The following is a 19,290-nucleotide window of genomic DNA, read 5'->3' on the forward strand; positions in this document are numbered from 1 at the left end:
TTAGATATAGAAGAGGCTTCGGCAGTCCATAAGGATTGAAGCAGAATTAACAGTTTCTTTTTTGGCTAGTCCTGTGTCACCCCTTAACGTTGGTTCTCCAGAGAACCTTAGATTAGGGGGCACCAAAATCAAGGGGAAGTGACAGCTGTTGGCTTAGTCTTGGCAGTTGGTCTCCAGTTCCAGCAGCGCCGCAGAGTAGCCTAACTGGTAAGCCTTATACAAGTGCGCACAAGCCGAGTCCGATTGCTGCTCTAGCTGCGTACGCCCCAGCAGGTAGTAAATGCGCCCGTTTCCTTTGTCCAGTGCCAGTGCCCACCGGTAATCCTGCTCTGATAAATCATAGTTCCCCAACTTATAGTGTCCAAAGCCGCGGTAGGTCAGTGCTGACACAACATCCGAACCGCTGCTGGTTTTCTCAAGGTAAACGGATAGGTCAGCAATGGCTGGCTCATACTTTGTCAGGTAAAAGAGCCTTACCTCCCCCCGCTCCAGATATGCTCTCCAGAATGTGTTATCCAGTTCAAGCGCCAGTGTAAAGTCCTGTTCTGCCTGCTCGTACTGTTTCAGTTGCTGATAGCTGCGCCCGCGCATATAGAATACCTGTGCTGAAGGCTGCTCCCGCAATGCGATAACCCTGTTCAAGTCCCGCAGTGCCGAGGAGTAATTGTCGAACACGTTCAGTTCTATCTTAGCCCTTGCCTCGTAAGCCGCTGCGTTTTCAGGCATAAACTGAATGGCATCCGACAGCAGGCGGTGCGCACTGCTGTACTTCCCATCTTCTATATATGTCAGAGCTGTTTTGTACTTATCCTCGCCCGTAATATGATCCATGGCCACTTTCAGCAGCAGGCTGAAGAACAGCAAGCCTGCCACAAAGGCAAAGGTAATGTACCAGTCCTTGCGTGAGAAGCTATTATCATCGCGCTTGATATTGCGGTAGTGGCGTTCAGACACCCCTGCGGGTGGCCGTGAATGGGCGTAGCGTGGGTCCTCATACCGCTGCCGGTACTGCACTACCGAGCGCTGCTGCTGCTGCCGCTGAAACTGCAGGCGCATATCGTATCGGGCGCGTTTGCCGGGGTTAGACAGTGTCTGATAAGCACTGTTCACCAGCTTAAACAGTTCTTCGGCACGCGCGTTCCCTGGGTTCCTGTCCGGGTGGTACTTGAGCGCGAGCCGCTTATAAGCCCCTTTCACTTCTTGCAGAGAAGCTCCCGGGCTTATACCTAAAACGTTATATAGATTGTATTCCAAGCAGGTGTTAAGCTAAGAAAGTCGCTGTTAAATTTACCTAAATCCGGACAAGATATCGCAAAATCCGTACTACACTTTTAACTTCTTATATATTACGTATTTTAACTTAATTATACTTTACGTAAATTTTTGTCTATACCCTCGTATACAGGTAAAGCGTAAAAAAAAGCTAAAAGAAACTATGGAAATACAAGACAATGGAACACGGGACAGAAATCCCAACCTCATGGAGAACCTGATGGGGTATATTGACACTCGGATTGACATCATAAAGCTTGAGATACAGGAAAAGTTAAAAGCAGTCTTTGTGAGCACATTGCACTTTGCTTTGCTTGGGTTTATCGCTTTCATGTGCTTTATCTTCGTGAATATTTTTCTGGGCCTGTTGCTTAACTCCCTGCTAGATAGCACCTTTTGGGGTTTTGGCATTGTAGCACTTTTCTACATCATCATCCTGGTGGTGTTATTGGTAGGTCTAGACAAGAAGGCTTTCCAGAGCGTAGCAGATAAATCCTTTGACAATACATTATATAAACCAGACAAAAGAGAACCACACGTATGAGCGAGTTAACTAATCCTTTATTTAACAATGAGCGGGAGTTTTTAGAGCGACAGAAAGAAGAGTATAAAAACGCCCTGATAGGTGATGTTGATCAGATAAAATCCCAGGGACAGGAATACGGCAAAAAAGCAGCCATGGCTGGCGGGGTTTTACTAGCAGGCTACCTGCTGAAACGCATGATTAGTGGCGGCGCAAGTAAAGTAAAGTCAATTAAGGCGGAGCGAAAGAAGAAGAAGAAAGAGAAAAAGAACGCTATTAAGAGCATGGTCGCCACAGAAAACCATGTTACGCACGTACCATCCTCTACGCCTGTAATAGACGCTGATGTGAGGCAAAGGCATGTCAGGCTTGTGGCCGCCTCCACGCCTATTATAGATTACGATTCTCTGATGCATGAGCAGGAGGATGAGTATACTATCTCCTCGGAGCATATGCCCCACGCGGATCAAAGCCACAGCAGCAACAACGATACCCTCGATAAGACAAAAAAAAAGGTTAAATCAAAAGCTAAGGGTTTAAAGCGGTCTGGAGTAGGCAAAGTGCTTACACAGCAGGCAGTGGCATTCTTGCTCATATATGCAGGCAAAAAGCTGGAAGAATACTTACACAGTGTCTCTGAAAATAACGATATTGCAGCTAAGCCTGTAGTAGAGGTTACAGAAATAGAGACAACTGAGTATATTGTTCCGAAAGAGGATGCCATTTAAAGACAACCATCAAAAAATACAATACCAAAAAACAGGCAGGAAGCATTTTGCAGTTTTGCTCGACCCCGACAACCTGACAGAGGCTTCCTGCCTGAACCTTATTGACGTAGGTGCGTCTCACCCTATTGATTTCTTTTTTGTTGGCGGCAGCCTGATTACGACGGATAACCAGGCAGGCATTATCCGGCTCCTGAAAAAGAATACGGCTACGCCTGTTATTCTTTTCCCGAGCAACAGCCAGCATATCGACAAACAGGCAGACGGTATTTTGCTGCTCTCCCTCATTTCTGGCCGTAACCCTGACTTCCTTATAGGGCAGCATGTGCTTGCCGCCCCTACCCTTAGGGCCAGCGGGCTGCAGGTTTATCCTACAGGTTATATATTAGTGGATTCCGGCCGCCAGACCACCGCCTCTTACATGAGCGGCACTACACCTGTTCCTCACGATAAGCCAGCTATTGCCGCCTGCACTGCTATGGCCGGTGAACTGCTGGGCCTGCGTTACATCTATTTAGATGGCGGCAGCGGTGCCCTTACCCCTGTTGCCCCTGATATGATTGCGGCAGTGCGTGAGGCTGTAGACATTCCGGTTATAGTGGGTGGCGGCATTAACACAACAGCCAAGGCAACAGCTGCGCTGGAGGCAGGTGCCGACGTGATTGTGATAGGGAACCACATAGAAAAAAACCCCGGCTTTCTGGCCGAGGTTTCTAATCTTGTCTCTTCGTACAACGTTACTTTAGATGTTCACCGCTGATTCGCGGCGGCGCATCTTACCGGCAGGTATACCGAACATCATCTTAAAGCGACGGCAGAAATAAGCGGTGTCTTTGTAACCCACTTCCTTGCCAATCTCACGGATGCTCTTCTTGGTCGTGCGCAGTAAGAACACGGCACGCTCCATACGCTGGTACTCAATGTAGTCTTGTGGGTTAATGCCTGTCAGCATTTTGAAATACTGCCCAACATAGTCTTCCGATACATTTGCAACGTTAGAAAGCACTTTATTTGATAAGTCGCCACCAATGTTCTCCTTAATGTAGTTGAACAGGTCGATGAGGCGCGGGTCTTTGAAGTAAGTGCTGTTTGTAGCCAGTTGCTCCACGAACATTCTGTTACGCAGGATGTGGCGCACAATCTCCACCACTATTTGCTCAGTATACAGATTGATCAGGCGCTCTTTGCCAGGCAACTCCTGCATGCTCTCCTCCACTACTTTGATGACCAGGTTGGCCAGCTTGCTGTTGTTAGAGATCAGGAATGCTGGCAGGTCCAGAGAAGCAAAGAAGTTAACAGAGTCGAATACCTTCGCCTCAAAGCTCACATAGCTGTGGCTCTCTTCCGCATCACCTATCAGATCAAGATCGTTATTGCTTTTAAAGAACTTCTCCCTGTTTGTGATCAGGTCATCGTTCGTGATGGACTTTCCTTCACCTGATGGGCCATAGGTAACTTTTGTGCTTCGGCCGCCCGGAATGAATAGAAGTTCCCCTTCTTCTACTAACTGCTCCTCGTTGCCAAAAAAGATGCTGCCCTTATGGAGCAGAATCAAATTGTTACCTACATCATAGTAATTGCGCACCGTAAACGGCTGCTGCAACACCAGATTCTTAGCTTTAATGAATCGCACCCCAAGCGACTCAATAATCTTATTGTAATCTTCCATGTATGTTTACCAACTAACTTTTATACTGTTGTCCCTTTAATTTGGCCTAAAGCTAAGATTATTCTTTATAAAATTCAAAAATAATTTAAAAATTAAATTTTAATTAGAAAAACTATATCTAAGGCTTAAGCAGCAGGAACACAGCTATTTAAGACGATTATTTCTTAAGTAATTCTCTCGAAATTACTATTTTTTGTATCTCTGAGGTACCCTCATAAATTTGTGTGATTTTAGCATCGCGCATTAAACGCTCCACATGGTACTCTTTCACGAAGCCATAACCACCATGCACCTGTACTGCCTCCACAGTAGTTTCCATGGCCACTTTTGAGGCAAACAGCTTCGCCATAGCACCGGATTTAGTATAGTCCTGATGGGTGTCTTTGTCGTAGGCTGCCTGCAGGCATAGCAGACGGGCAGCTTCAATATTAGTCGCCATATCGGCCAACTTGAACTGAATTGCCTGGTGTTTTGCTATCTCTACTCCAAACGCTTTGCGCTCCTGCGCATATTTAACAGCAAGTTCGTAGGCTCCGGATGCAATGCCGAGCGCCTGTGCGGCAATACCAATGCGGCCACCAGCCAATGTTGCCATTGCAAATTTAAATCCGAAGCCGTCTTCGCCAATGCGGTTTTCCTTTGGCACCTTCACATCTGTAAACATTAACGAATGTGTGTCAGAACCCCGTATACCCAATTTGTTTTCTTTATTGCCAACCACAAAACCTTCCATGTCGCGCTCCACGATCAAAGCGTTGATGCCACGGTGCTTCTTCTCTGGATTAGTTTGCGCCATCACAATGTACACAGAAGCAGTGCTGCCGTTTGTGATCCAGTTTTTGGTGCCATTTAGCAGGTAATAGTCTCCTTTGTCTTCGGCAATGGTACGCTGTGAGGTGGCATCAGAGCCGGCTTCTGGCTCCGACAGGCAGAAAGCACCTATTACTTCACCTGTAGCTAGCTTTGTCAGATACTTTTGCTTTTGTTCTTCAGTGCCATACGTTTCGAGGCCCCAGCAAACAAGCGAATTGTTTACTGACATGACAACAGAGGCAGAAGCATCTACTTTTGAAATCTCTTCCATGGCCAGTATATATGACACAGCATCCATACCGCCACCGCCGTATTTCGGGTCCACCATCATTCCTAAAAAACCAAGTTCACCCAATTTCTTAACCTGCTCTGCAGGAAACTTCTGTTCTTCATCGCGCTCGATTACACCAGGCAGAAGTTCCGTTTGGGCAAAATCCCGGGCGGCAGCCTGTACTGCTAATTGTTCTTCCGTAAATTGAAAATCCATTCTTGATTTATCTATATAAATTTTCTACTAAACCTTATCTGGTACAAAACTAAGAATTCGGTGGCATTTATTAAACTCTAAATTCTACTTATTATTATGCAATACCCTGTGTCTGTTACTTATTTTAGCTACTCAGGTTCTGTTTTTTCCTAAAAACAAAGCGCTACCTATACATAAAGTATAAGTAGCGCTTCACAATCAGGCAGATTGAAAAATATTTAGTCGCGACGACCCATCAGCAGCGATACGTAATATAGCAAAGTAGCCAAAGAGCCCAGCGCCGCTACCACGTAGGTAAGGGCAGCCCATTTCAGCGCGTCTTTTGCCATGCCATGTTCCTGCGTAGTCACTACTCCTCTCCTGTCAATCCAGGCAAGGGCGCGCTTACTGGCATCAAACTCAACCGGCAGCGTTATAAAGCTGAATATTGTTGTCAAGCCGAACAGCGCTACACCAATAGCCAAAGGCACGGGCGTTGTCTGCAACAGCAGGATACCGATTAGAATAATCCACTGCATGTAGCGGGAAGCGATGCTAAGCGCCGGCACCATAGCCGATCGGAACTTCAGGAAGCCGTATGCCTTAGCATGCTGCACGGCGTGGCCGCATTCGTGGGCTGCTACTGCCGCCGCCGCCGCACTGCGAGCCTCAAACACATACTCACTCAGGTTTACCGTCTTGTCGGCTGGGTTGTAATGGTCCGTCAGGCGGCCCGCTACAGACATCACGCGCACATCCGTAATGCCATTGTCGGCCAACATCATTTCTGCTATCTCACGGCCGCTCAAACCAGAGCTAAGGGGTGTCTGGGAATATTCCTTGAACTTACTCTTTAATCTATGACTCACCCACATGCTAATGAGCATGAAAACAATACCAATAAAATATATACCTATCATGTTTCTATTTTAACTTATAGTTGATTTAACTGCTTCTCTATTTTCTTTACAATATTGGTGGTAGAGTAGCCTTTTACCAAAGGCACTGTTTTCACCTCGCCACCCCGAGCCAACACTACCTCGTGGCCTACAATATTTTCTATGGTGTAATCATCCCCTTTTACTAATATGTCCGGCTGTACTGCCTCTATTAGCTCCTGAGGCGTGTTTTCATCAAACAGCACTACAGCATCTATAAACAAAAGGGATGCCATAATTCTGGCGCGTGACATTTCGTCCTGCAAGGGCCGGTTAGGACCTTTTATACGGCTGATAGAGGCATCGGTATTTAAACCCAGCACCAGTTTATCGCCAAGCTGGCTGGCTTTCTCAAGGTAGTCGACATGGCCGAGGTGGAGCAGGTCAAAACAGCCGTTCGTGAAAACAATTTTATGCCCCCGCTTGCGCCAGGCATTTACCTGGTCCTGCAACTGCGGAAGTGTGAAGATTTTATCGGTTGATTTCATGGGTTTCTGCTCTTGGTTTTGAAGGGTGCAGGCGCGCGCTTCTTTGTTTACGCAACATGCTCCCCATAAAACTAAGCACTCCCATTAGAACAACCAAAAGTGTTTGCGATGTGTGCGCCAGCAAGGCATACGCCATACCCGCTTCTTTAGGCACCCCGTATAGCAGCAGCGTAGCCTGCACCAGCAAGTGATATACCCCGATGCCTCCCTGCACCGGCGCCGCCATACCCAGGCTTCCCACCACCAATACCGACAAGCCAGCCCCCCATGATAGCCCGGAGGTAGCAGGCAAAGCGTAGAAAACCACTAAGCTCATGCCATAATACAACCCCCACACAAACACAGTATGCATCCAGAAGGCGGTTTGGTTTTCCAGCTTCGTTATACTGAAAACGCCCTTCAGCATGCCTTTTACAAAGTCAACTGCCTTCCGGAAGTATGTGTTTTTACGCAGGCGGCTCAGGTAACGCAGCCCAATAACCAGCAGCATGACCATCAAACCCAACAGCACCCAGAACAACCAATACAAGGAGCTCATGCTTTGCTCCATGTTGCTGTACTTATCCGAAACAAGACTTAGGAAAAATGTCTGAATGCGGCCGAACTCTATCAGAAAGGTTAACCCTATGGCCATCAGCAGCATGACCATGTCGATGATGCGTTCCGCGATAACAGTACCGAAACCCGTGTTCACGGGCACTCCGTCTGTGCGCCTGAGCACACTGCAGCGCACCACCTCCCCCATTCGGGGCAGTACGAGGTTTGCCACGTAGCCAATCATCATGGCGCTGTAGGTGTTGCGCACCGAGGGATGATAACCGGTGGGCTTAATTTGCATCTGCCAGCGGATGGCGCGGCTCAGATAGGCCAGCACTCCCATTACCAGCGACACCAGCACCCAGCCATAGTCAGCATGGAGAAACTCAGCCCACATTTTCTCAAAGTCCAACTCCTTGAGTGCATACCACATCAAAAAGGCGGATACCCCTAGCAATAGTGCTGGCTTTAGAAATGAGAGCAGTTTCTTCTTCATGAAGGCATATTACACCAAGCGGTTATGCTGGTCGGGGAATACGAGCGTTGGAGTATGGCTCTTCGCATCTTCAAACTTTATGCTGCAGTAGGAGATAATGATAACAATATCGCCCACCTGCACTTTACGCGCCGCAGGGCCGTTCAGGCAGACAGTGCCGGTACTGCGCTCTCCCTTTATCACGTAAGTTTCGAAGCGCTCGCCGTTGTTAATGTTAACGATCTGTACTTTCTCATTCTCCACCACATTGGCCGCATCCATCAGGTCCTCATCAATGGTAATGCTTCCTACATAGTGCAGTTCGGCCTGAGTTACCTTGCAACGGTGAATTTTAGATTTTAAAACCTCAATATACATGGTGTGTTTCTGTAATGAGCCGCAAAGTTAGATAATTGGCCTCAGATTAACTATCAATGCCTTAAGTGCCACTTTGCCTCCTCCATGGCTAAACAACCTATACTTCGTTTAAATTCACCAGAATGTTATCTATAAGGCGCACAGGTCCTACAACAGCCGCAATACAGAGCGCCACTTCCTGAACTTTCCTCACGTCCTGCACAGGTTGCAGCGTGGAGGGATCGGCGATTTCGAAATACTCCAGTTCTACCCCATGCACACTTGTGAGATAAGCAGCTACCTCTGCTTTTGTCTTTGCCACAGGCTGCTTTCGAAGTTGCGCTTCGGCTAATTTAAGGGCTTTATAGAGGGTGGGAGCAACCTGACGCTGCTCCGTATTCAGGCGGGTGTTTCTGGATGACATGGCCAGACCGTCCTCCTCGCGCACGGTGGGGTAGCAGACTAGTTCCAGGTCAAAACTAAGTGTATGCACCAACTGCCGCACAATCGCCACCTGCTGCAGGTCTTTCTGGCCAAAGTAAGCACGGTGCGGCTGCACCAGGTGAAACAGCTTGCTTACAATGGTGGCAACCCCATTGAAATGCCCCGGCCGGCGCTCCCCCTCCATCACATCTTCGAGCGCCCCGAAACTAAACTGCAAAAGCGGCTGTTGTTGTGGATATATCTCTTCTGAACTTGGGGCGAAAAGAACATTGCAGCCAACTGTTTTCAGCAGTTCAGTGTCTTGGCCCAAGGTACGGGGGTATAGTTTATAATCGTCCGGGTTATTGAATTGTGTGGGATTAATAAAAATACTACAGATCGTGACATCGTTCTCTTGAGCGGAGGCCTGAAGCAGTTGCAGGTGCCCTTCGTGCAGGGCGCCCATGGTAGGCACAAAGCCAATGCTTTTGCCGCTACAGCGTAATGCCTGCACCCGCTGCCGGATGGTACTAACCTGCTTTATAACTTCCATGTCGGTCCTATTCGTTTTTGGGATTGGTAAAAGCCGGCAAAAGTAAGTTATAACGTTTAAAATTGAAAATTAGAATAAAAATTACTAATTTTGCACGTCCCATTACTGTTGCTTTTTAAATTTTAACCACATATCCATGTCTAAATTGCGAATCTTATACGCCGCCACCGAGATGAATCCCTTCTTACAAACCACTAAAGTAGCTGAATTTCTTCAGACGCTACCACAGGGAATGCAGGAACGGGGAATGGAAATCCGCATTTTTGTGCCACGGTTTGGTCTGATCAATGAGCGCAAGAACCGTTTACATGAAGTGGTACGCCTTTCTGGTATTAACATCGCAGTGGGCGATGATGAGAAACCGTTGGTAATCAAGGTAGCTTCTATTCCCAATGCAAAGCTACAGGTTTATTTTATCGACAACGAAGACTATTTCCACAGAAAGTCTGTCTTTGTTGATAAAAACAACAAGTTCCACGCAGACAACGATGAACGTGCCATCTTCTTCTGCAAAGGTGTATTAGAAACAGTAAAAAAGCTAGGCTGGGCACCAGACATTGTACATTGCAACGACTGGATGACAGGTCTGATTCCAATGTACCTGAAAACGACTTATAAGAAAGATCCTATCTTCAAAGATGCCAAGTCAATGTTTACAGTGTATAACCACAACTATAAGCAGAAGTTTGATGAAGGTTTCCTAGACAAGGTGAAAATGATGGATATTAACGACAGCATGCTTACGGAACTGCAGTCTGCTGATTGTGATGGTTTTGTGAAGTGCGGTATGAAGTATGCTGATGCTGTTATCAAAACAAACGAAGACTTTGGCGACAGCATCAATGCCATATTCAGTGAGTTCAAAAAGACAAAGAGCATCAGCACAGTTAAGCCCGATGATACACTCCTAGACTCATACTATGAGCTTTATAATCAGCTTGGCCAGTAATCTGCTAAATTCTGTGCTTTAGATTTAAATCAAAGTTTAGCTAAATTACGTTAGTATAATATATTACGTTAGCATAATATTAGAATCCCTAATAATAGGTACCTTTGTGGTACCTATTATATTTTGTAACAAACTTAAAATTTTATATCAAACTTAAATTATGTGTGGAATTGTAGCATATGTTGGGCATAGAGAAGCTTGCCCGATTATTTTAAAGGGCCTGAAGCGACTAGAGTACAGAGGCTATGACAGTGCAGGAGTTGCACTCATGAACGGCTCTCTGAACATCTATAAGAAGAAAGGAAAGGTAGCCGACTTAGAAGCTTCTCTCGCAGAGATAGATACACACGGAAACATTGGCATGGGCCACACCCGCTGGGCTACACACGGTGAGCCAAACGATGTGAATGCACATCCACATTACTCCACGTCAAAAAACATTGCCATTATCCATAATGGTATTATTGAGAATTATGCTTCGCTAAAGCAACTCCTGATTCAGAAAGGCCATACGTTCCAATCCGATACGGACTCAGAAGTATTTATCAACCTGATTGAGGAAATACTTAAAAACAATGACTGCTCTTTACCAGAAGCAGTACGTTTGGCCTTGCACGAAGTAGTGGGCGCATACGCCATTGTAGTACTATCCAAAGATAGCCCTAACCAGTTGATAGCAGCACGCAAGGGTAGCCCATTGGTAGTAGGTATTGGTAAGGGAGAATATTTTCTAGCTTCTGATGCCACGCCTATTATTGAGTACACAAACGAGGTGGTATACCTGAACGATTACGAGCTGGCTGTTATAAATAACGGCGAGCTGGACATCCGAACGAAAGAGGACGTGAAGCAAACTCCTTATGTACAGACTCTGGAGATGGCTTTAGAGTCTATCGAGAAAGGTGGCTACGAACATTTCATGCTGAAGGAGATTTTTGAGCAGCCCCGCTCTATCCTGGACAGCATGCGTGGCCGTATGATTGCAGAAAGCGACCACCTCATGATGAGCGGTATCCGTGAGTATGAGAACAAGTTCGTGAATGCAAAGCGTATCATTATTGTAGCCTGCGGTACATCATGGCACGCAGGGCTGGTGGCGGAATATCTCATTGAAGATTTTGCCCGCATACCTGTAGAGGTAGAGTATGCCTCAGAATTCCGTTACAGGAACCCGATTATCACAGAAGATGATATTGTTGTTGCCATTTCACAGTCTGGTGAGACTGCGGACACACTGGCTGCCATTGAGTTGGCCAAGTCCAAAGGAGCTACCATATTTGGTATCTGTAACGTGGTGGGCTCGTCTATTGCCCGCGCCACAGATGCCGGTGCCTATACACATGCAGGCCCTGAAATTGGTGTTGCCAGTACAAAGGCCTTCACTGCTCAGGTAACGGTGCTGGCACTCATTGCGATGATTATCGGCAGCAAGCGCGGAACATTAGAGGAAACCAAGCTTCGCCAGCTGATGGTAGAGTTGGAGACCATTCCTGCAAAAGTAGAGCAATGCCTGCTGTTGGATGACCAAATCAAGGAGATATCTGCAAAGTATAAAGATGCCACTAACTTCATCTACCTTGGCCGTGGTTACAACTACCCGGTTGCGTTAGAGGGCGCACTGAAGCTGAAAGAGATTTCTTACATTCATGCAGAGGGTTATCCTGCGGCAGAGATGAAGCACGGCCCAATTGCCCTAATCGATGAGCAAATGCCAGTAGTAGTCATCGCGACGAAGGACAGCTCGTATGAAAAAGTGGTTTCAAACGTTCAGGAAGTGCGCGCACGTAAAGGCAAAGTAATAGCCGTGGTAACAGAGGGAGATACTACTATACCGTCTATGGCGGATTATGTGATTGAAATTCCTGAGACAAGTGAGCACCTGATGCCATTGCTGTCTGTTATTCCACTGCAGTTACTCTCTTACCACATTGCTGTAATGCGCGGCTGTGATGTAGACCAGCCACGGAACTTAGCAAAGTCTGTAACGGTAGAGTAACACCTAGACCTAGTATCCAATAAACAAGAAAGGGAGCCAGCGCTGGCTCCCTTTCTTGTTTTATATCAATCTAAAACTGCTCTCCTTTCAGGTACTTGATCTTCAGCAGCGGACAGATTTTGTATCGCTCGTCTTTTGTGTCTTCGTATACTGCCTGCAGCACCTCATACACGTTTGCTATACCCATCTCATTCGCCCACTCGAAGGGACCCTTAGGATAATTTGTACCCAATTTCATACCCTGATTTATATCTGCGATGCTAGCAGTCTCCTCCTGCAGGGTAAAACAGGCCTCGTTGATGATCATGCAAATCATGCGCGGGGTTACCATGCCTACTCTGTCATCCACCAGCAGGTACTCCGTGCCTAGTGCAGCGCAAACGTCTTTTAACTTCTCTTCATGCTCCGGGTTTAGCAGGCTGACCTCCAGCACAGGCCGGTTCAGCAAAGTTGGCAGGCCGTTAATACCGATCAGAGTACAAGGCTCTTCTAGTTGAGCCTCCTTTACCAGCGCCGCCAGTTGCACCGTGGCGGCATTGCAGAATACCACCTGCTCCGGTGCATAATAACTTAGGCGCTCCGGCTGCCTGTGCAGCAGAAAGTCGAATATAATGTCTGTTGGCTGTAACTGCTCACCATGAAGGTTATGGTGGTGCAAAAAGGAGAAGCTGATTTCTTTGTTCCCCTCCGGGAACTTCTGCTTAAACTCTCCGGCCATTTCAGCGCCTGATAAAACAACTATGTGCATAAAAATTCAGTACTTTTGATAGTAAAGATACAATTTAAAACGAATCCGTCTATGGCACACAGCATCATCACCTCTTCCCAGGCCCCTGCTCCTATTGGCCCATACAGCCAGGCAACTTTGGCAAATGGCACCTTGTACGTATCAGGCCAGATTGCGCTTAACCAGGCAAGCGGGGAACTGATAAACGACAGCATCGAAAACGAAACGCACCAGGTTATGAAAAACCTCAGCGCTATTTTACAACAAGCAGGTATGGGCTTTGAGAATGTGCTAAAGTGCACCATCTTCGTAAAAGACCTGAACAACTTTGGCCGCATCAACGAAACCTACGGCAGCTATTTCACCAGCAACCCACCAGCCCGCGAAACCGTGGAAGTAAGCCGTTTGCCAAAAGATGTTAACGTAGAGATTTCCTGCATCGCAGCCAAGTAGCGAATTGATAAGGCAATAAACTCTACTCTGCGACAAACGCTATACGAATGCTTTGACAAAGGACAAAGGATACAAGACAAAGGAAAACATCAGAGCCTCTTTTAGTCTTTCTTCCTTTGTCCTCGTCTTTTGTCAGATTTTGCCTTTCCCTCAGATGTTCGCTCCCTGAGAGGCTGCGCCTTCGTCTTCTTCCTCAGAGGCTTGTCCTTCCTGCTCACCAATCATTTCTTCTTCATCCACACCCGGCTCGACATTAACAGCTGAGTTCCCAACCTCTACCTGCCTCCGGATGACACGCACCGCATACTCTGCAGGATAGATGTTAAAGCCATACTTTCGGGAATACACAAACGTAAACACTGCACCAAAAAAGATAATCTGGGAATTAAAAAATACCCAGGTAAGTATAACCACCACAGAACCTGCTGCCCCATATACCGATCCTACGTCGTTCTTGCCCAGGTAAAAGCCAATCAACCCACGGAAAGCAACAAATAGCAAAGCTGTTACCAGCGCCCCAACCCACACATCGCGCCATTTTATTTTGGCATCGGGCAAGAACTTATAGATACAGGCAAACAGGAAAGACATAAGTAGCAGTACAGAGGCGAAGTTTGCAAAATGTAGCACATATATGACCCAACTGGAGAAGCGTGCCGTCAGGAAGTCGCCTATGGCTACCAATATTGCGTTTACCAACAGCGAGAGCAACAGGATTACGGCAATTATCAGAATCATACCGAAGGAAAGAAACCTGTCGAGGATCAGCTTCACATATCCTCGCTTGGGCTTGGGCTTCACGTACCATATCTCATTCAACGAATCCTGGAGCGAGATAAAGACACCCGTGGCCGCAATAAAAAGGGCAATAACACCTGCTATTGCAGCCAGCGTTATGTTCGAAAACGCATTTACGTTTTCCACCATCTTCTGCACCGAGTAAGCCCCCTCCGTGCCAATAACCTCCTTTATCTGATAGTATATCTCACCAGACACTGCCTGCTCCCCAAAAAAGTAACCGGCTGCGCTTATAATAATGATGAGCATGGGCGGCAATGCGAAAATAGTATAGTAGGCCAACGCAGCACCCTTTTGCCAGGAGTTGTTATCAATAAACTCTGATGAAGTCTCCCTTAAAAGGCCCCATATTATTTTAAGCCGGCTTTTTACCATGGCACAATTTAGGATTCTTTACTAAGCAAGTACGGAAATATCTGATTATGTTTATAATCTATTAACTCTCACCGCCCTTCCTTGTTTCTGGCTCCGCTGCCTTTGCTGGCGGAGCATTTACCTAAACAAACTTTATTTTGTACCTTTGTGCCGAATTAGAACGACCTGAACCAGACAAAAATACATGGAAAGAGAAGTTAGAGTACGCTTTGCCCCAAGCCCGACCGGGCCTCTCCATATCGGTGGTGTGCGCACTGCCTTATATAATTACCTGCTGGCCCGCAAAACGGGCGGCAAAATGATTCTGCGCATCGAGGACACAGATCAGACCCGCTTTGTGCCGGGCGCTGAAGATTATATCCGTGAGTCGCTGGAGTGGTGCGGTGTTGAGCTGGACGAGAGCCCATGGAACGGAGGCCCCTATGCGCCATACCGCCAGTCGGAGCGCAAGCCGATGTACATGCAGTATGCGCTGCAACTCATCGAGAGCGGCCATGCCTACTACGCCTTTGATACGGCCGAGGAACTGGACGAAATGCGTGAGCGCCTGAAAGCAGCCAAAGTGGCCACGCCACAGTATAACGCCATCACCCGCGCCACCATGAAGAACTCGCTCACCCTGCCAGAAGATGAGGTGAAGCAGCGCCTGGAGTCTGGTGAGCCTTATGTTATCCGTCTGAAAGTGCCCCGCAAAGAGGAAGTGCGCCTGAAAGACCTGATCCGCGGTTGGGTAATGGTACACTCTTCTGCCATTGATGATAAAGTACTGATGAAGTCGGATGGTATGCCGACGTACCACCTGGCCAACATCGTAGACGACCACCTCATGAAGATTACGCACGTAATCCGCGGTGAGGAGTGGCTGCCATCAGCGCCCCTGCACGTGCTGCTGTACCGCTACCTGGGCTGGGAAGACACCATGCCGGAGTTTGCCCACCTGCCGCTGCTTCTGAAGCCGGACGGCAATGGCAAGCTAAGCAAGCGCGACGGCGATAAGCTGGGTTTCCCAGTATTCCCGCTGCGCTGGCAAGATCCAAATATAGGTGAGGTATCATCAGGCTACCGCGAAAGCGGATATTTACCAGATGCGTTTGTTAACTTCCTGGCTTTTCTGGGCTGGAACCCGGGTACACAGCAGGAGCTCTTCTCCATGGACGAGTTGATAGAGGAATTCTCTGTAGAGCGCATCGGCAAGTCAGGCACGCGGTTCGATATTCAGAAGGCCCGTTGGTTTAACGAGCAGTACCTGCGCGCCAAACCAGACAGCGAACTGGCAGACTACCTGCTGAAGGCACTGGAGGAGCATGATATCACCACTTCGCATGAGAAGGCAGAAAAGATTGCCGGCCTGATGAAAGAGCGCGTAAGCTTTCCGCAGGATTTCTGGCAGGAGGCGAAGTACTTCTTTGTTGCCCCGACAGAATACAGCGAAAAGGTAGCTTCCAAAAAGTGGAACAGCCAGTCTGTAGCCGTGTTTGAAGACTTCAAAAACAAGCTTTTTACGCTGGAGGATTTTAACGCCGATACAGTGAAAGATCTGCTAACTAGCATTCTGGAGCGCCACAACATGAAGCTAGGGCAGGTAATGCAGGCGCTGCGCTTAGCGGTAACAGGCGCAGAAGCGGGCCCGGACCTGATGCACATCATTGAGGTAATAGGACGCGAAGAGACAGCTTCCCGCATCGAATCCGCTATAAATAAACTGAGCTCATATGCTGCAACATAAGCGGCATACTTTAGATAAAGAGAAAGGCTAACCATATGGTTAGCCTTTTTTATTTCCTGCTTTGGACCTTCTTTGCAACAAATTGCGGCTGCTTAGCTTATATAACAAGAGTATAAAACTGTAAAACCATGGCTAAAAATAAAAAAGACGACAAGAGCAGCAAGAAGAAGTCGAAAGTGCACAAAGACCTGGAAGGTTTTGAGATAAAGGTGAACGAGCACGGCGAAATCATATCCAACTATAGCATCGACAAGATAAATGAATTCCTGAACCAGAACGTGGAAGACAAAAAACTGGTGAAGCGCAATGCAGCCGAAAAGGCCAAACGCGAGGAGGAGGAATTTCATATAGAAGAAGGCGAAGAAGTGGAAGAAACAGACGAGGACTTCGTGCGCACCACCACTTCAACATCTGATGCAGAGGATGACCCTGACCTGCCCAAAGCCCGTCGCAGTAAAGGTGATGTGGATGAGGAGGATGATGAGGATTAGCATTGTACAGTCAAAGTCAATACACTGTATATAGGCAAACAAAATATATATTTGAATCTCATGCATCAGGTTATATAGAAACAGCGACCAATACGTTTTATAACTGCAGTCAAATCGCATCGTTTAACCAACCTTACATATAACTATGATAAATTCACACGAGATCGATTACAAGATTTTCGGTCATGACATTCAGGTGCTGGAAGTTGAGCTTGACTCAAACGAAACCGTAATTGCCGAGGCCGGTGCCATGGTATACATGGAAGAGGGCATTGATTTCCAGACAAAGATGGGCGACGGCTCTAATCCCAGCCAAGGCTTCTTAGGGAAGCTGGTTTCAGCAGGCAGCCGCATGATAACTGGTGAATCGCTCTTTATGACGCATTTTACGCACCGTGGCTATGGCAAAAGTCGTGTGGCTTTTTCCGCGCCTTACCCAGGCACAATCCTGCCTATCGACCTCCGCCAGATGCGCAACAGCAGCCTGATTGCTCAAAAAGATGCTTTTTTAGCTGCTGCGCTAGGCACAAAGCTCAGTATCCACTTTAACCAGCGCTTAGGCTCCGGCTTCTTTGGTGGCGAAGGTTTTATACTGCAGCGGATGCAGGGTGATGGCCTAGCCTTTGTACATGCCGGCGGCACCGTAGTAGAAAAGGAGCTGAACAACCAGACACTGCGCGTGGATACCGGTTGCGTGGTAGCCTTTGAGGAAGGCATCGATTTTAGTGTACAGCGTGCAGGCGGGTTAAAATCGATGATATTTGGCGGCGAAGGCATATTCCTGGCTACCCTTAGAGGCACCGGCCGGGTATGGCTACAGTCTATGCCAGTGAAGAAACTGATTGAGGCACTGATGCCGCACGGTGAAAATACCAAAAAAGAAGGTGGCATGTTCAGCAGCTTTATGGAATAGCGGTCGCTGTCGCTCCCAATTCTGAATTATAAGTGGAGCTGTTTAGGTCAGTATAGTTTTAAAACAGCATCGGCCCCGGCAAGTACAAACTTGCCGGGGCCGATGCTGTTTAAGCTTAGGTAAATAAAACCAGCTACATCCCGTTTACCTGCATCATCTCCTCCAGGTATTCACGGGAGTTGCTGAGACGGGGCACTTTGTTCTGGCCTCCTAACTTGCCCTTGTGACGTAGCCAGTTCATAAAAGCACCTTGCGGGGCAGCGTGTACAAGAGGCTCCTGCAGCGCAATATCATTCTGCCGTTTAGCATCGTAGTCAGAGTTTACGTCCCGTAGTGTTTCGTCCAGCACCTGCGTAAAACGTTCCAGGTTATCCGGCTGTTTTTCAAACTCGATCAGCCACTCATGCCTGCCGCGCTTACCGCTCTCCATATAAACCGGTGCCGCCGTGAAGTTAGAAATGATGGCACCAGTAGCCTGACAGGCTTTTGTAACAGCAACCTCCGCATTCTCCACGATCACCTCCTCCCCAAAAGCATTTATAAAATGTTTGGTACGTCCGGAAATCTTGATTCGGTATGGGCTGAGACTGGTAAAGCGGATGGTATCGCCAATCTTGTACCGCCACAAGCCGGCATTTGTCGAAATCACAATTGCATAGTTCTTGCCCAGTTCCACCTGGTCTAGGGTGAGGGTTTTAGGATCCTCCTCCTCATACTGGTCCATTGGAATAAACTCATAGTATACGCCATAGTCCAGCATCAGCAGCATTTCATCTTCTGTGCCGGCCTGGTCTTGTATACCAAAGAAGCCTTCGGAGGCATTGTACACCTCCAGGTAGTTCATTTTATTTGATGGAATGATATCGCGGAAAAGCTGGCGGTAAGGACCAAAAGCCACCGCACCGTGCGTAAACAGCTCCAGGTTAGGCCACACCTCCAGGATGTTGCTTTTACCAGTTACCTCGAGAATGCGCTTCAGCAATACATAGGTCCAGGTGGGCACGCCGCTCATGCTCGTGACATTCTCCTCTACCGTTATCTCCACCATTTTCTCGATCTTCTCCTCCCACTTATCCATCAGGGCTACTTTGAGCGGCGGGGTGCGCATGGCCTCGGCCCACATCGGCAGGTTTTGCATGATTACCGCCGACACATCACCACAGGAAACTTTGGAATTTATCTCGCTGGGTCTGTGGCTACCGCCGATGGAGAGGCCTTTGCCTGAGAAAAGCTTTGTGTCCGGGTATAAGTTCACGTAGATGGAGAGCATGTCTTTGCCCCCTTTGTAGTGGCAATCCTCCAGCGACTCCGGGCTAACCGGAATAAACTTACTGCGGGCATTGGTGGTGCCGGATGATTTGGCGAACCACTCAATCTTACTTGGCCACAGCAGGTTCTGCTCCCCCTTCATCACCCGCTCTATGTACGGGTATAGGTTCTCATAATCTGTTACCGGCACCCGCTCCTGGAACTCCCGCACCGACAGGTTATCTTTGTAGCCGTATTTCCTGCCCCACTCGGTATCTTTTGCGGCACTGATCAAATTCTGGAACAGCTCTGCCTGCACCTCGTGCGGGTACTTCCGAAACAGATCGATGTCATGAATCCGCTTCTTCATTACCC

At 47.7% G+C, this 19,290-nt stretch carries 20 protein-coding genes; 9 read left to right on the top strand and 11 right to left on the bottom strand.

The window, feature by feature from the left end:
- Positions 1-153: 153 nt before the first annotated feature.
- Positions 154-1,254: a DnaJ domain-containing protein gene (locus E1919_RS13895; RefSeq protein ID WP_162054006.1), complete on the bottom strand. Its 1,101-nt coding sequence runs from the start codon at positions 1,252-1,254 to the stop codon at positions 154-156.
- A 181-nt stretch (positions 1,255-1,435) separates the two neighbouring features.
- Between E1919_RS13895 and E1919_RS13900 the strand changes: the two genes are divergently transcribed.
- The 3 genes from E1919_RS13900 to E1919_RS13910 are packed head-to-tail and all read left to right on the top strand — an operon-like array spanning position 1,436 to position 3,280.
- Positions 1,436-1,816 carry a phage holin family protein gene (locus tag E1919_RS13900; RefSeq protein WP_162054007.1) on the top strand — a complete coding sequence of 127 codons (381 nt, stop codon included), beginning with the start codon at positions 1,436-1,438 and terminating at the stop codon, positions 1,814-1,816.
- On the top strand, positions 1,813-2,523 hold the full coding sequence (locus E1919_RS13905) for a hypothetical protein (protein ID WP_162054008.1): 711 nt from the start codon (positions 1,813-1,815) through the stop codon (positions 2,521-2,523). Before E1919_RS13900 ends, E1919_RS13905 begins: the two co-directional genes overlap by 4 nt.
- Positions 2,513-3,280, top strand: coding sequence for a phosphoglycerol geranylgeranyltransferase (locus tag E1919_RS13910; RefSeq protein ID WP_162054009.1), 768 nt, complete (start codon positions 2,513-2,515; stop codon positions 3,278-3,280). The genes E1919_RS13905 and E1919_RS13910 overlap by 11 nt, the downstream gene beginning before the upstream one ends.
- Here E1919_RS13910 and E1919_RS13915 read toward each other — a convergent pair.
- The 7 genes from E1919_RS13915 to panC all read right to left on the bottom strand — a co-directional run bounded on the left by E1919_RS13915 (position 3,263) and on the right by panC (position 9,239).
- On the bottom strand, positions 3,263-4,189 hold the full coding sequence (locus E1919_RS13915; protein WP_115566281.1) for an AraC family transcriptional regulator: 927 nt from the start codon (positions 4,187-4,189) through the stop codon (positions 3,263-3,265). The two genes, E1919_RS13910 and E1919_RS13915, sit on opposite strands and share 18 nt — an antisense overlap.
- A gap of 157 nt (positions 4,190-4,346) precedes the next feature.
- A complete protein-coding gene (locus E1919_RS13920) occupies positions 4,347-5,489 on the bottom strand; it encodes an acyl-CoA dehydrogenase (RefSeq protein ID WP_162054010.1) in 1,143 nt (380 codons plus the stop codon).
- Between the two features lie 218 nt (positions 5,490-5,707).
- Complete coding sequence (locus E1919_RS13925; RefSeq protein ID WP_162054011.1) at positions 5,708-6,388, bottom strand: zinc metallopeptidase; 681 nt, start codon at positions 6,386-6,388, stop codon at positions 5,708-5,710.
- A 14-nt stretch (positions 6,389-6,402) separates the two neighbouring features.
- Entirely contained in the window at positions 6,403-6,894 is a 492-nt protein-coding gene (rfaE2, locus tag E1919_RS13930) for a D-glycero-beta-D-manno-heptose 1-phosphate adenylyltransferase (protein WP_162054012.1), read from the bottom strand.
- On the bottom strand, positions 6,878-7,927 hold the full coding sequence (locus tag E1919_RS13935) for a lysylphosphatidylglycerol synthase transmembrane domain-containing protein (protein WP_162054013.1): 1,050 nt from the start codon (positions 7,925-7,927) through the stop codon (positions 6,878-6,880). The genes rfaE2 and E1919_RS13935 overlap by 17 nt, the downstream gene beginning before the upstream one ends.
- Positions 7,928-7,936: 9 nt before the next feature.
- The gene (panD, locus tag E1919_RS13940) at positions 7,937-8,284 is read right to left on the bottom strand and encodes an aspartate 1-decarboxylase (protein ID WP_115566286.1); all 348 of its coding nucleotides are present in this window, start codon (positions 8,282-8,284) and stop codon (positions 7,937-7,939) included.
- Between the two features lie 97 nt (positions 8,285-8,381).
- The gene (gene panC, locus E1919_RS13945) at positions 8,382-9,239 is read right to left on the bottom strand and encodes a pantoate--beta-alanine ligase (RefSeq protein WP_162054014.1); all 858 of its coding nucleotides are present in this window, start codon (positions 9,237-9,239) and stop codon (positions 8,382-8,384) included.
- Between the two features lie 136 nt (positions 9,240-9,375).
- On the opposite strand from panC, the gene E1919_RS13950 reads away from it, so the two are divergent.
- Positions 9,376-10,188 carry a glycogen/starch synthase gene (locus E1919_RS13950; RefSeq protein ID WP_162054015.1) on the top strand — a complete coding sequence of 271 codons (813 nt, stop codon included), beginning with the start codon at positions 9,376-9,378 and terminating at the stop codon, positions 10,186-10,188.
- A gap of 160 nt (positions 10,189-10,348) precedes the next feature.
- On the top strand, positions 10,349-12,184 hold the full coding sequence (gene glmS, locus E1919_RS13955; protein WP_162054016.1) for a glutamine--fructose-6-phosphate transaminase (isomerizing): 1,836 nt from the start codon (positions 10,349-10,351) through the stop codon (positions 12,182-12,184).
- Between the two features lie 70 nt (positions 12,185-12,254).
- Here glmS and E1919_RS13960 read toward each other — a convergent pair whose 3' ends face one another.
- The gene (locus tag E1919_RS13960; protein ID WP_162054017.1) at positions 12,255-12,932 is read right to left on the bottom strand and encodes a 3-hydroxyacyl-CoA dehydrogenase family protein; all 678 of its coding nucleotides are present in this window, start codon (positions 12,930-12,932) and stop codon (positions 12,255-12,257) included.
- 51 nt (positions 12,933-12,983) lie between these two features.
- On the opposite strand from E1919_RS13960, the gene E1919_RS13965 reads away from it, so the two are divergent.
- Complete coding sequence (locus E1919_RS13965; protein ID WP_162054018.1) at positions 12,984-13,364, top strand: RidA family protein; 381 nt, start codon at positions 12,984-12,986, stop codon at positions 13,362-13,364.
- Positions 13,365-13,514: 150 nt separating this feature from the next.
- Here the strand turns inward: E1919_RS13965 and E1919_RS13970 are convergent, their stop codons facing one another.
- Complete coding sequence (locus E1919_RS13970) at positions 13,515-14,537, bottom strand: YihY/virulence factor BrkB family protein (protein WP_162054019.1); 1,023 nt, start codon at positions 14,535-14,537, stop codon at positions 13,515-13,517.
- A gap of 184 nt (positions 14,538-14,721) precedes the next feature.
- On the opposite strand from E1919_RS13970, the gene gltX reads away from it, so the two are divergent.
- From gltX to E1919_RS13985, 3 genes are all read left to right on the top strand, one after another.
- Positions 14,722-16,263 carry a glutamate--tRNA ligase gene (gene gltX, locus E1919_RS13975; RefSeq protein ID WP_162054020.1) on the top strand — a complete coding sequence of 514 codons (1,542 nt, stop codon included), beginning with the start codon at positions 14,722-14,724 and terminating at the stop codon, positions 16,261-16,263.
- 128 nt (positions 16,264-16,391) lie between these two features.
- Positions 16,392-16,754 carry a hypothetical protein gene (locus E1919_RS13980; protein ID WP_162054021.1) on the top strand — a complete coding sequence of 121 codons (363 nt, stop codon included), beginning with the start codon at positions 16,392-16,394 and terminating at the stop codon, positions 16,752-16,754.
- Between the two features lie 145 nt (positions 16,755-16,899).
- Entirely contained in the window at positions 16,900-17,667 is a 768-nt protein-coding gene (locus E1919_RS13985) for a TIGR00266 family protein (RefSeq protein WP_162054022.1), read from the top strand.
- Positions 17,668-17,800: 133 nt separating this feature from the next.
- Here E1919_RS13985 and E1919_RS13990 read toward each other — a convergent pair whose 3' ends face one another.
- The gene (locus E1919_RS13990; protein WP_162054068.1) at positions 17,801-19,285 is read right to left on the bottom strand and encodes a GH3 auxin-responsive promoter family protein; all 1,485 of its coding nucleotides are present in this window, start codon (positions 19,283-19,285) and stop codon (positions 17,801-17,803) included.
- Positions 19,286-19,290 lie beyond the last annotated feature (5 nt).

It is taken from the genome of Pontibacter pamirensis (assembly GCF_010015475.1).
GTDB classification, from domain to species: domain Bacteria; phylum Bacteroidota; class Bacteroidia; order Cytophagales; family Hymenobacteraceae; genus Pontibacter; species Pontibacter pamirensis.

What these genes read in the sequence shown, in the direction of transcription:
- E1919_RS13980 (WP_162054021.1), top strand. Translation starts at nt 16,392, where the DNA reads ATGGCTAAAAATAAAAAAGACGACAAGAGCAGCAAGAAGAAGTCGAAA.
- gltX (WP_162054020.1), top strand. Translation starts at nt 14,722, where the DNA reads ATGGAAAGAGAAGTTAGAGTACGCTTTGCCCCAAGCCCGACCGGGCCT.
- E1919_RS13950 (WP_162054015.1), top strand. Translation starts at nt 9,376, where the DNA reads ATGTCTAAATTGCGAATCTTATACGCCGCCACCGAGATGAATCCCTTC.
- E1919_RS13925 (WP_162054011.1), bottom strand. Translation starts at nt 6,388, where the DNA reads ATGATAGGTATATATTTTATTGGTATTGTTTTCATGCTCATTAGCATG.
- panC (WP_162054014.1), bottom strand. Translation starts at nt 9,239, where the DNA reads ATGGAAGTTATAAAGCAGGTTAGTACCATCCGGCAGCGGGTGCAGGCA.
- rfaE2 (WP_162054012.1), bottom strand. Translation starts at nt 6,894, where the DNA reads ATGAAATCAACCGATAAAATCTTCACACTTCCGCAGTTGCAGGACCAG.
- E1919_RS13965 (WP_162054018.1), top strand. Translation starts at nt 12,984, where the DNA reads ATGGCACACAGCATCATCACCTCTTCCCAGGCCCCTGCTCCTATTGGC.
- E1919_RS13910 (WP_162054009.1), top strand. Translation starts at nt 2,513, where the DNA reads ATGCCATTTAAAGACAACCATCAAAAAATACAATACCAAAAAACAGGC.
- panD (WP_115566286.1), bottom strand. Translation starts at nt 8,284, where the DNA reads ATGTATATTGAGGTTTTAAAATCTAAAATTCACCGTTGCAAGGTAACT.
- E1919_RS13905 (WP_162054008.1), top strand. Translation starts at nt 1,813, where the DNA reads ATGAGCGAGTTAACTAATCCTTTATTTAACAATGAGCGGGAGTTTTTA.
- glmS (WP_162054016.1), top strand. Translation starts at nt 10,349, where the DNA reads ATGTGTGGAATTGTAGCATATGTTGGGCATAGAGAAGCTTGCCCGATT.
- E1919_RS13935 (WP_162054013.1), bottom strand. Translation starts at nt 7,927, where the DNA reads ATGAAGAAGAAACTGCTCTCATTTCTAAAGCCAGCACTATTGCTAGGG.
- E1919_RS13985 (WP_162054022.1), top strand. Translation starts at nt 16,900, where the DNA reads ATGATAAATTCACACGAGATCGATTACAAGATTTTCGGTCATGACATT.
- E1919_RS13920 (WP_162054010.1), bottom strand. Translation starts at nt 5,489, where the DNA reads ATGGATTTTCAATTTACGGAAGAACAATTAGCAGTACAGGCTGCCGCC.
- E1919_RS13900 (WP_162054007.1), top strand. Translation starts at nt 1,436, where the DNA reads ATGGAAATACAAGACAATGGAACACGGGACAGAAATCCCAACCTCATG.
- E1919_RS13915 (WP_115566281.1), bottom strand. Translation starts at nt 4,189, where the DNA reads ATGGAAGATTACAATAAGATTATTGAGTCGCTTGGGGTGCGATTCATT.
- E1919_RS13990 (WP_162054068.1), bottom strand. Translation starts at nt 19,285, where the DNA reads ATGAAGAAGCGGATTCATGACATCGATCTGTTTCGGAAGTACCCGCAC.
- E1919_RS13970 (WP_162054019.1), bottom strand. Translation starts at nt 14,537, where the DNA reads ATGGTAAAAAGCCGGCTTAAAATAATATGGGGCCTTTTAAGGGAGACT.
- E1919_RS13960 (WP_162054017.1), bottom strand. Translation starts at nt 12,932, where the DNA reads ATGCACATAGTTGTTTTATCAGGCGCTGAAATGGCCGGAGAGTTTAAG.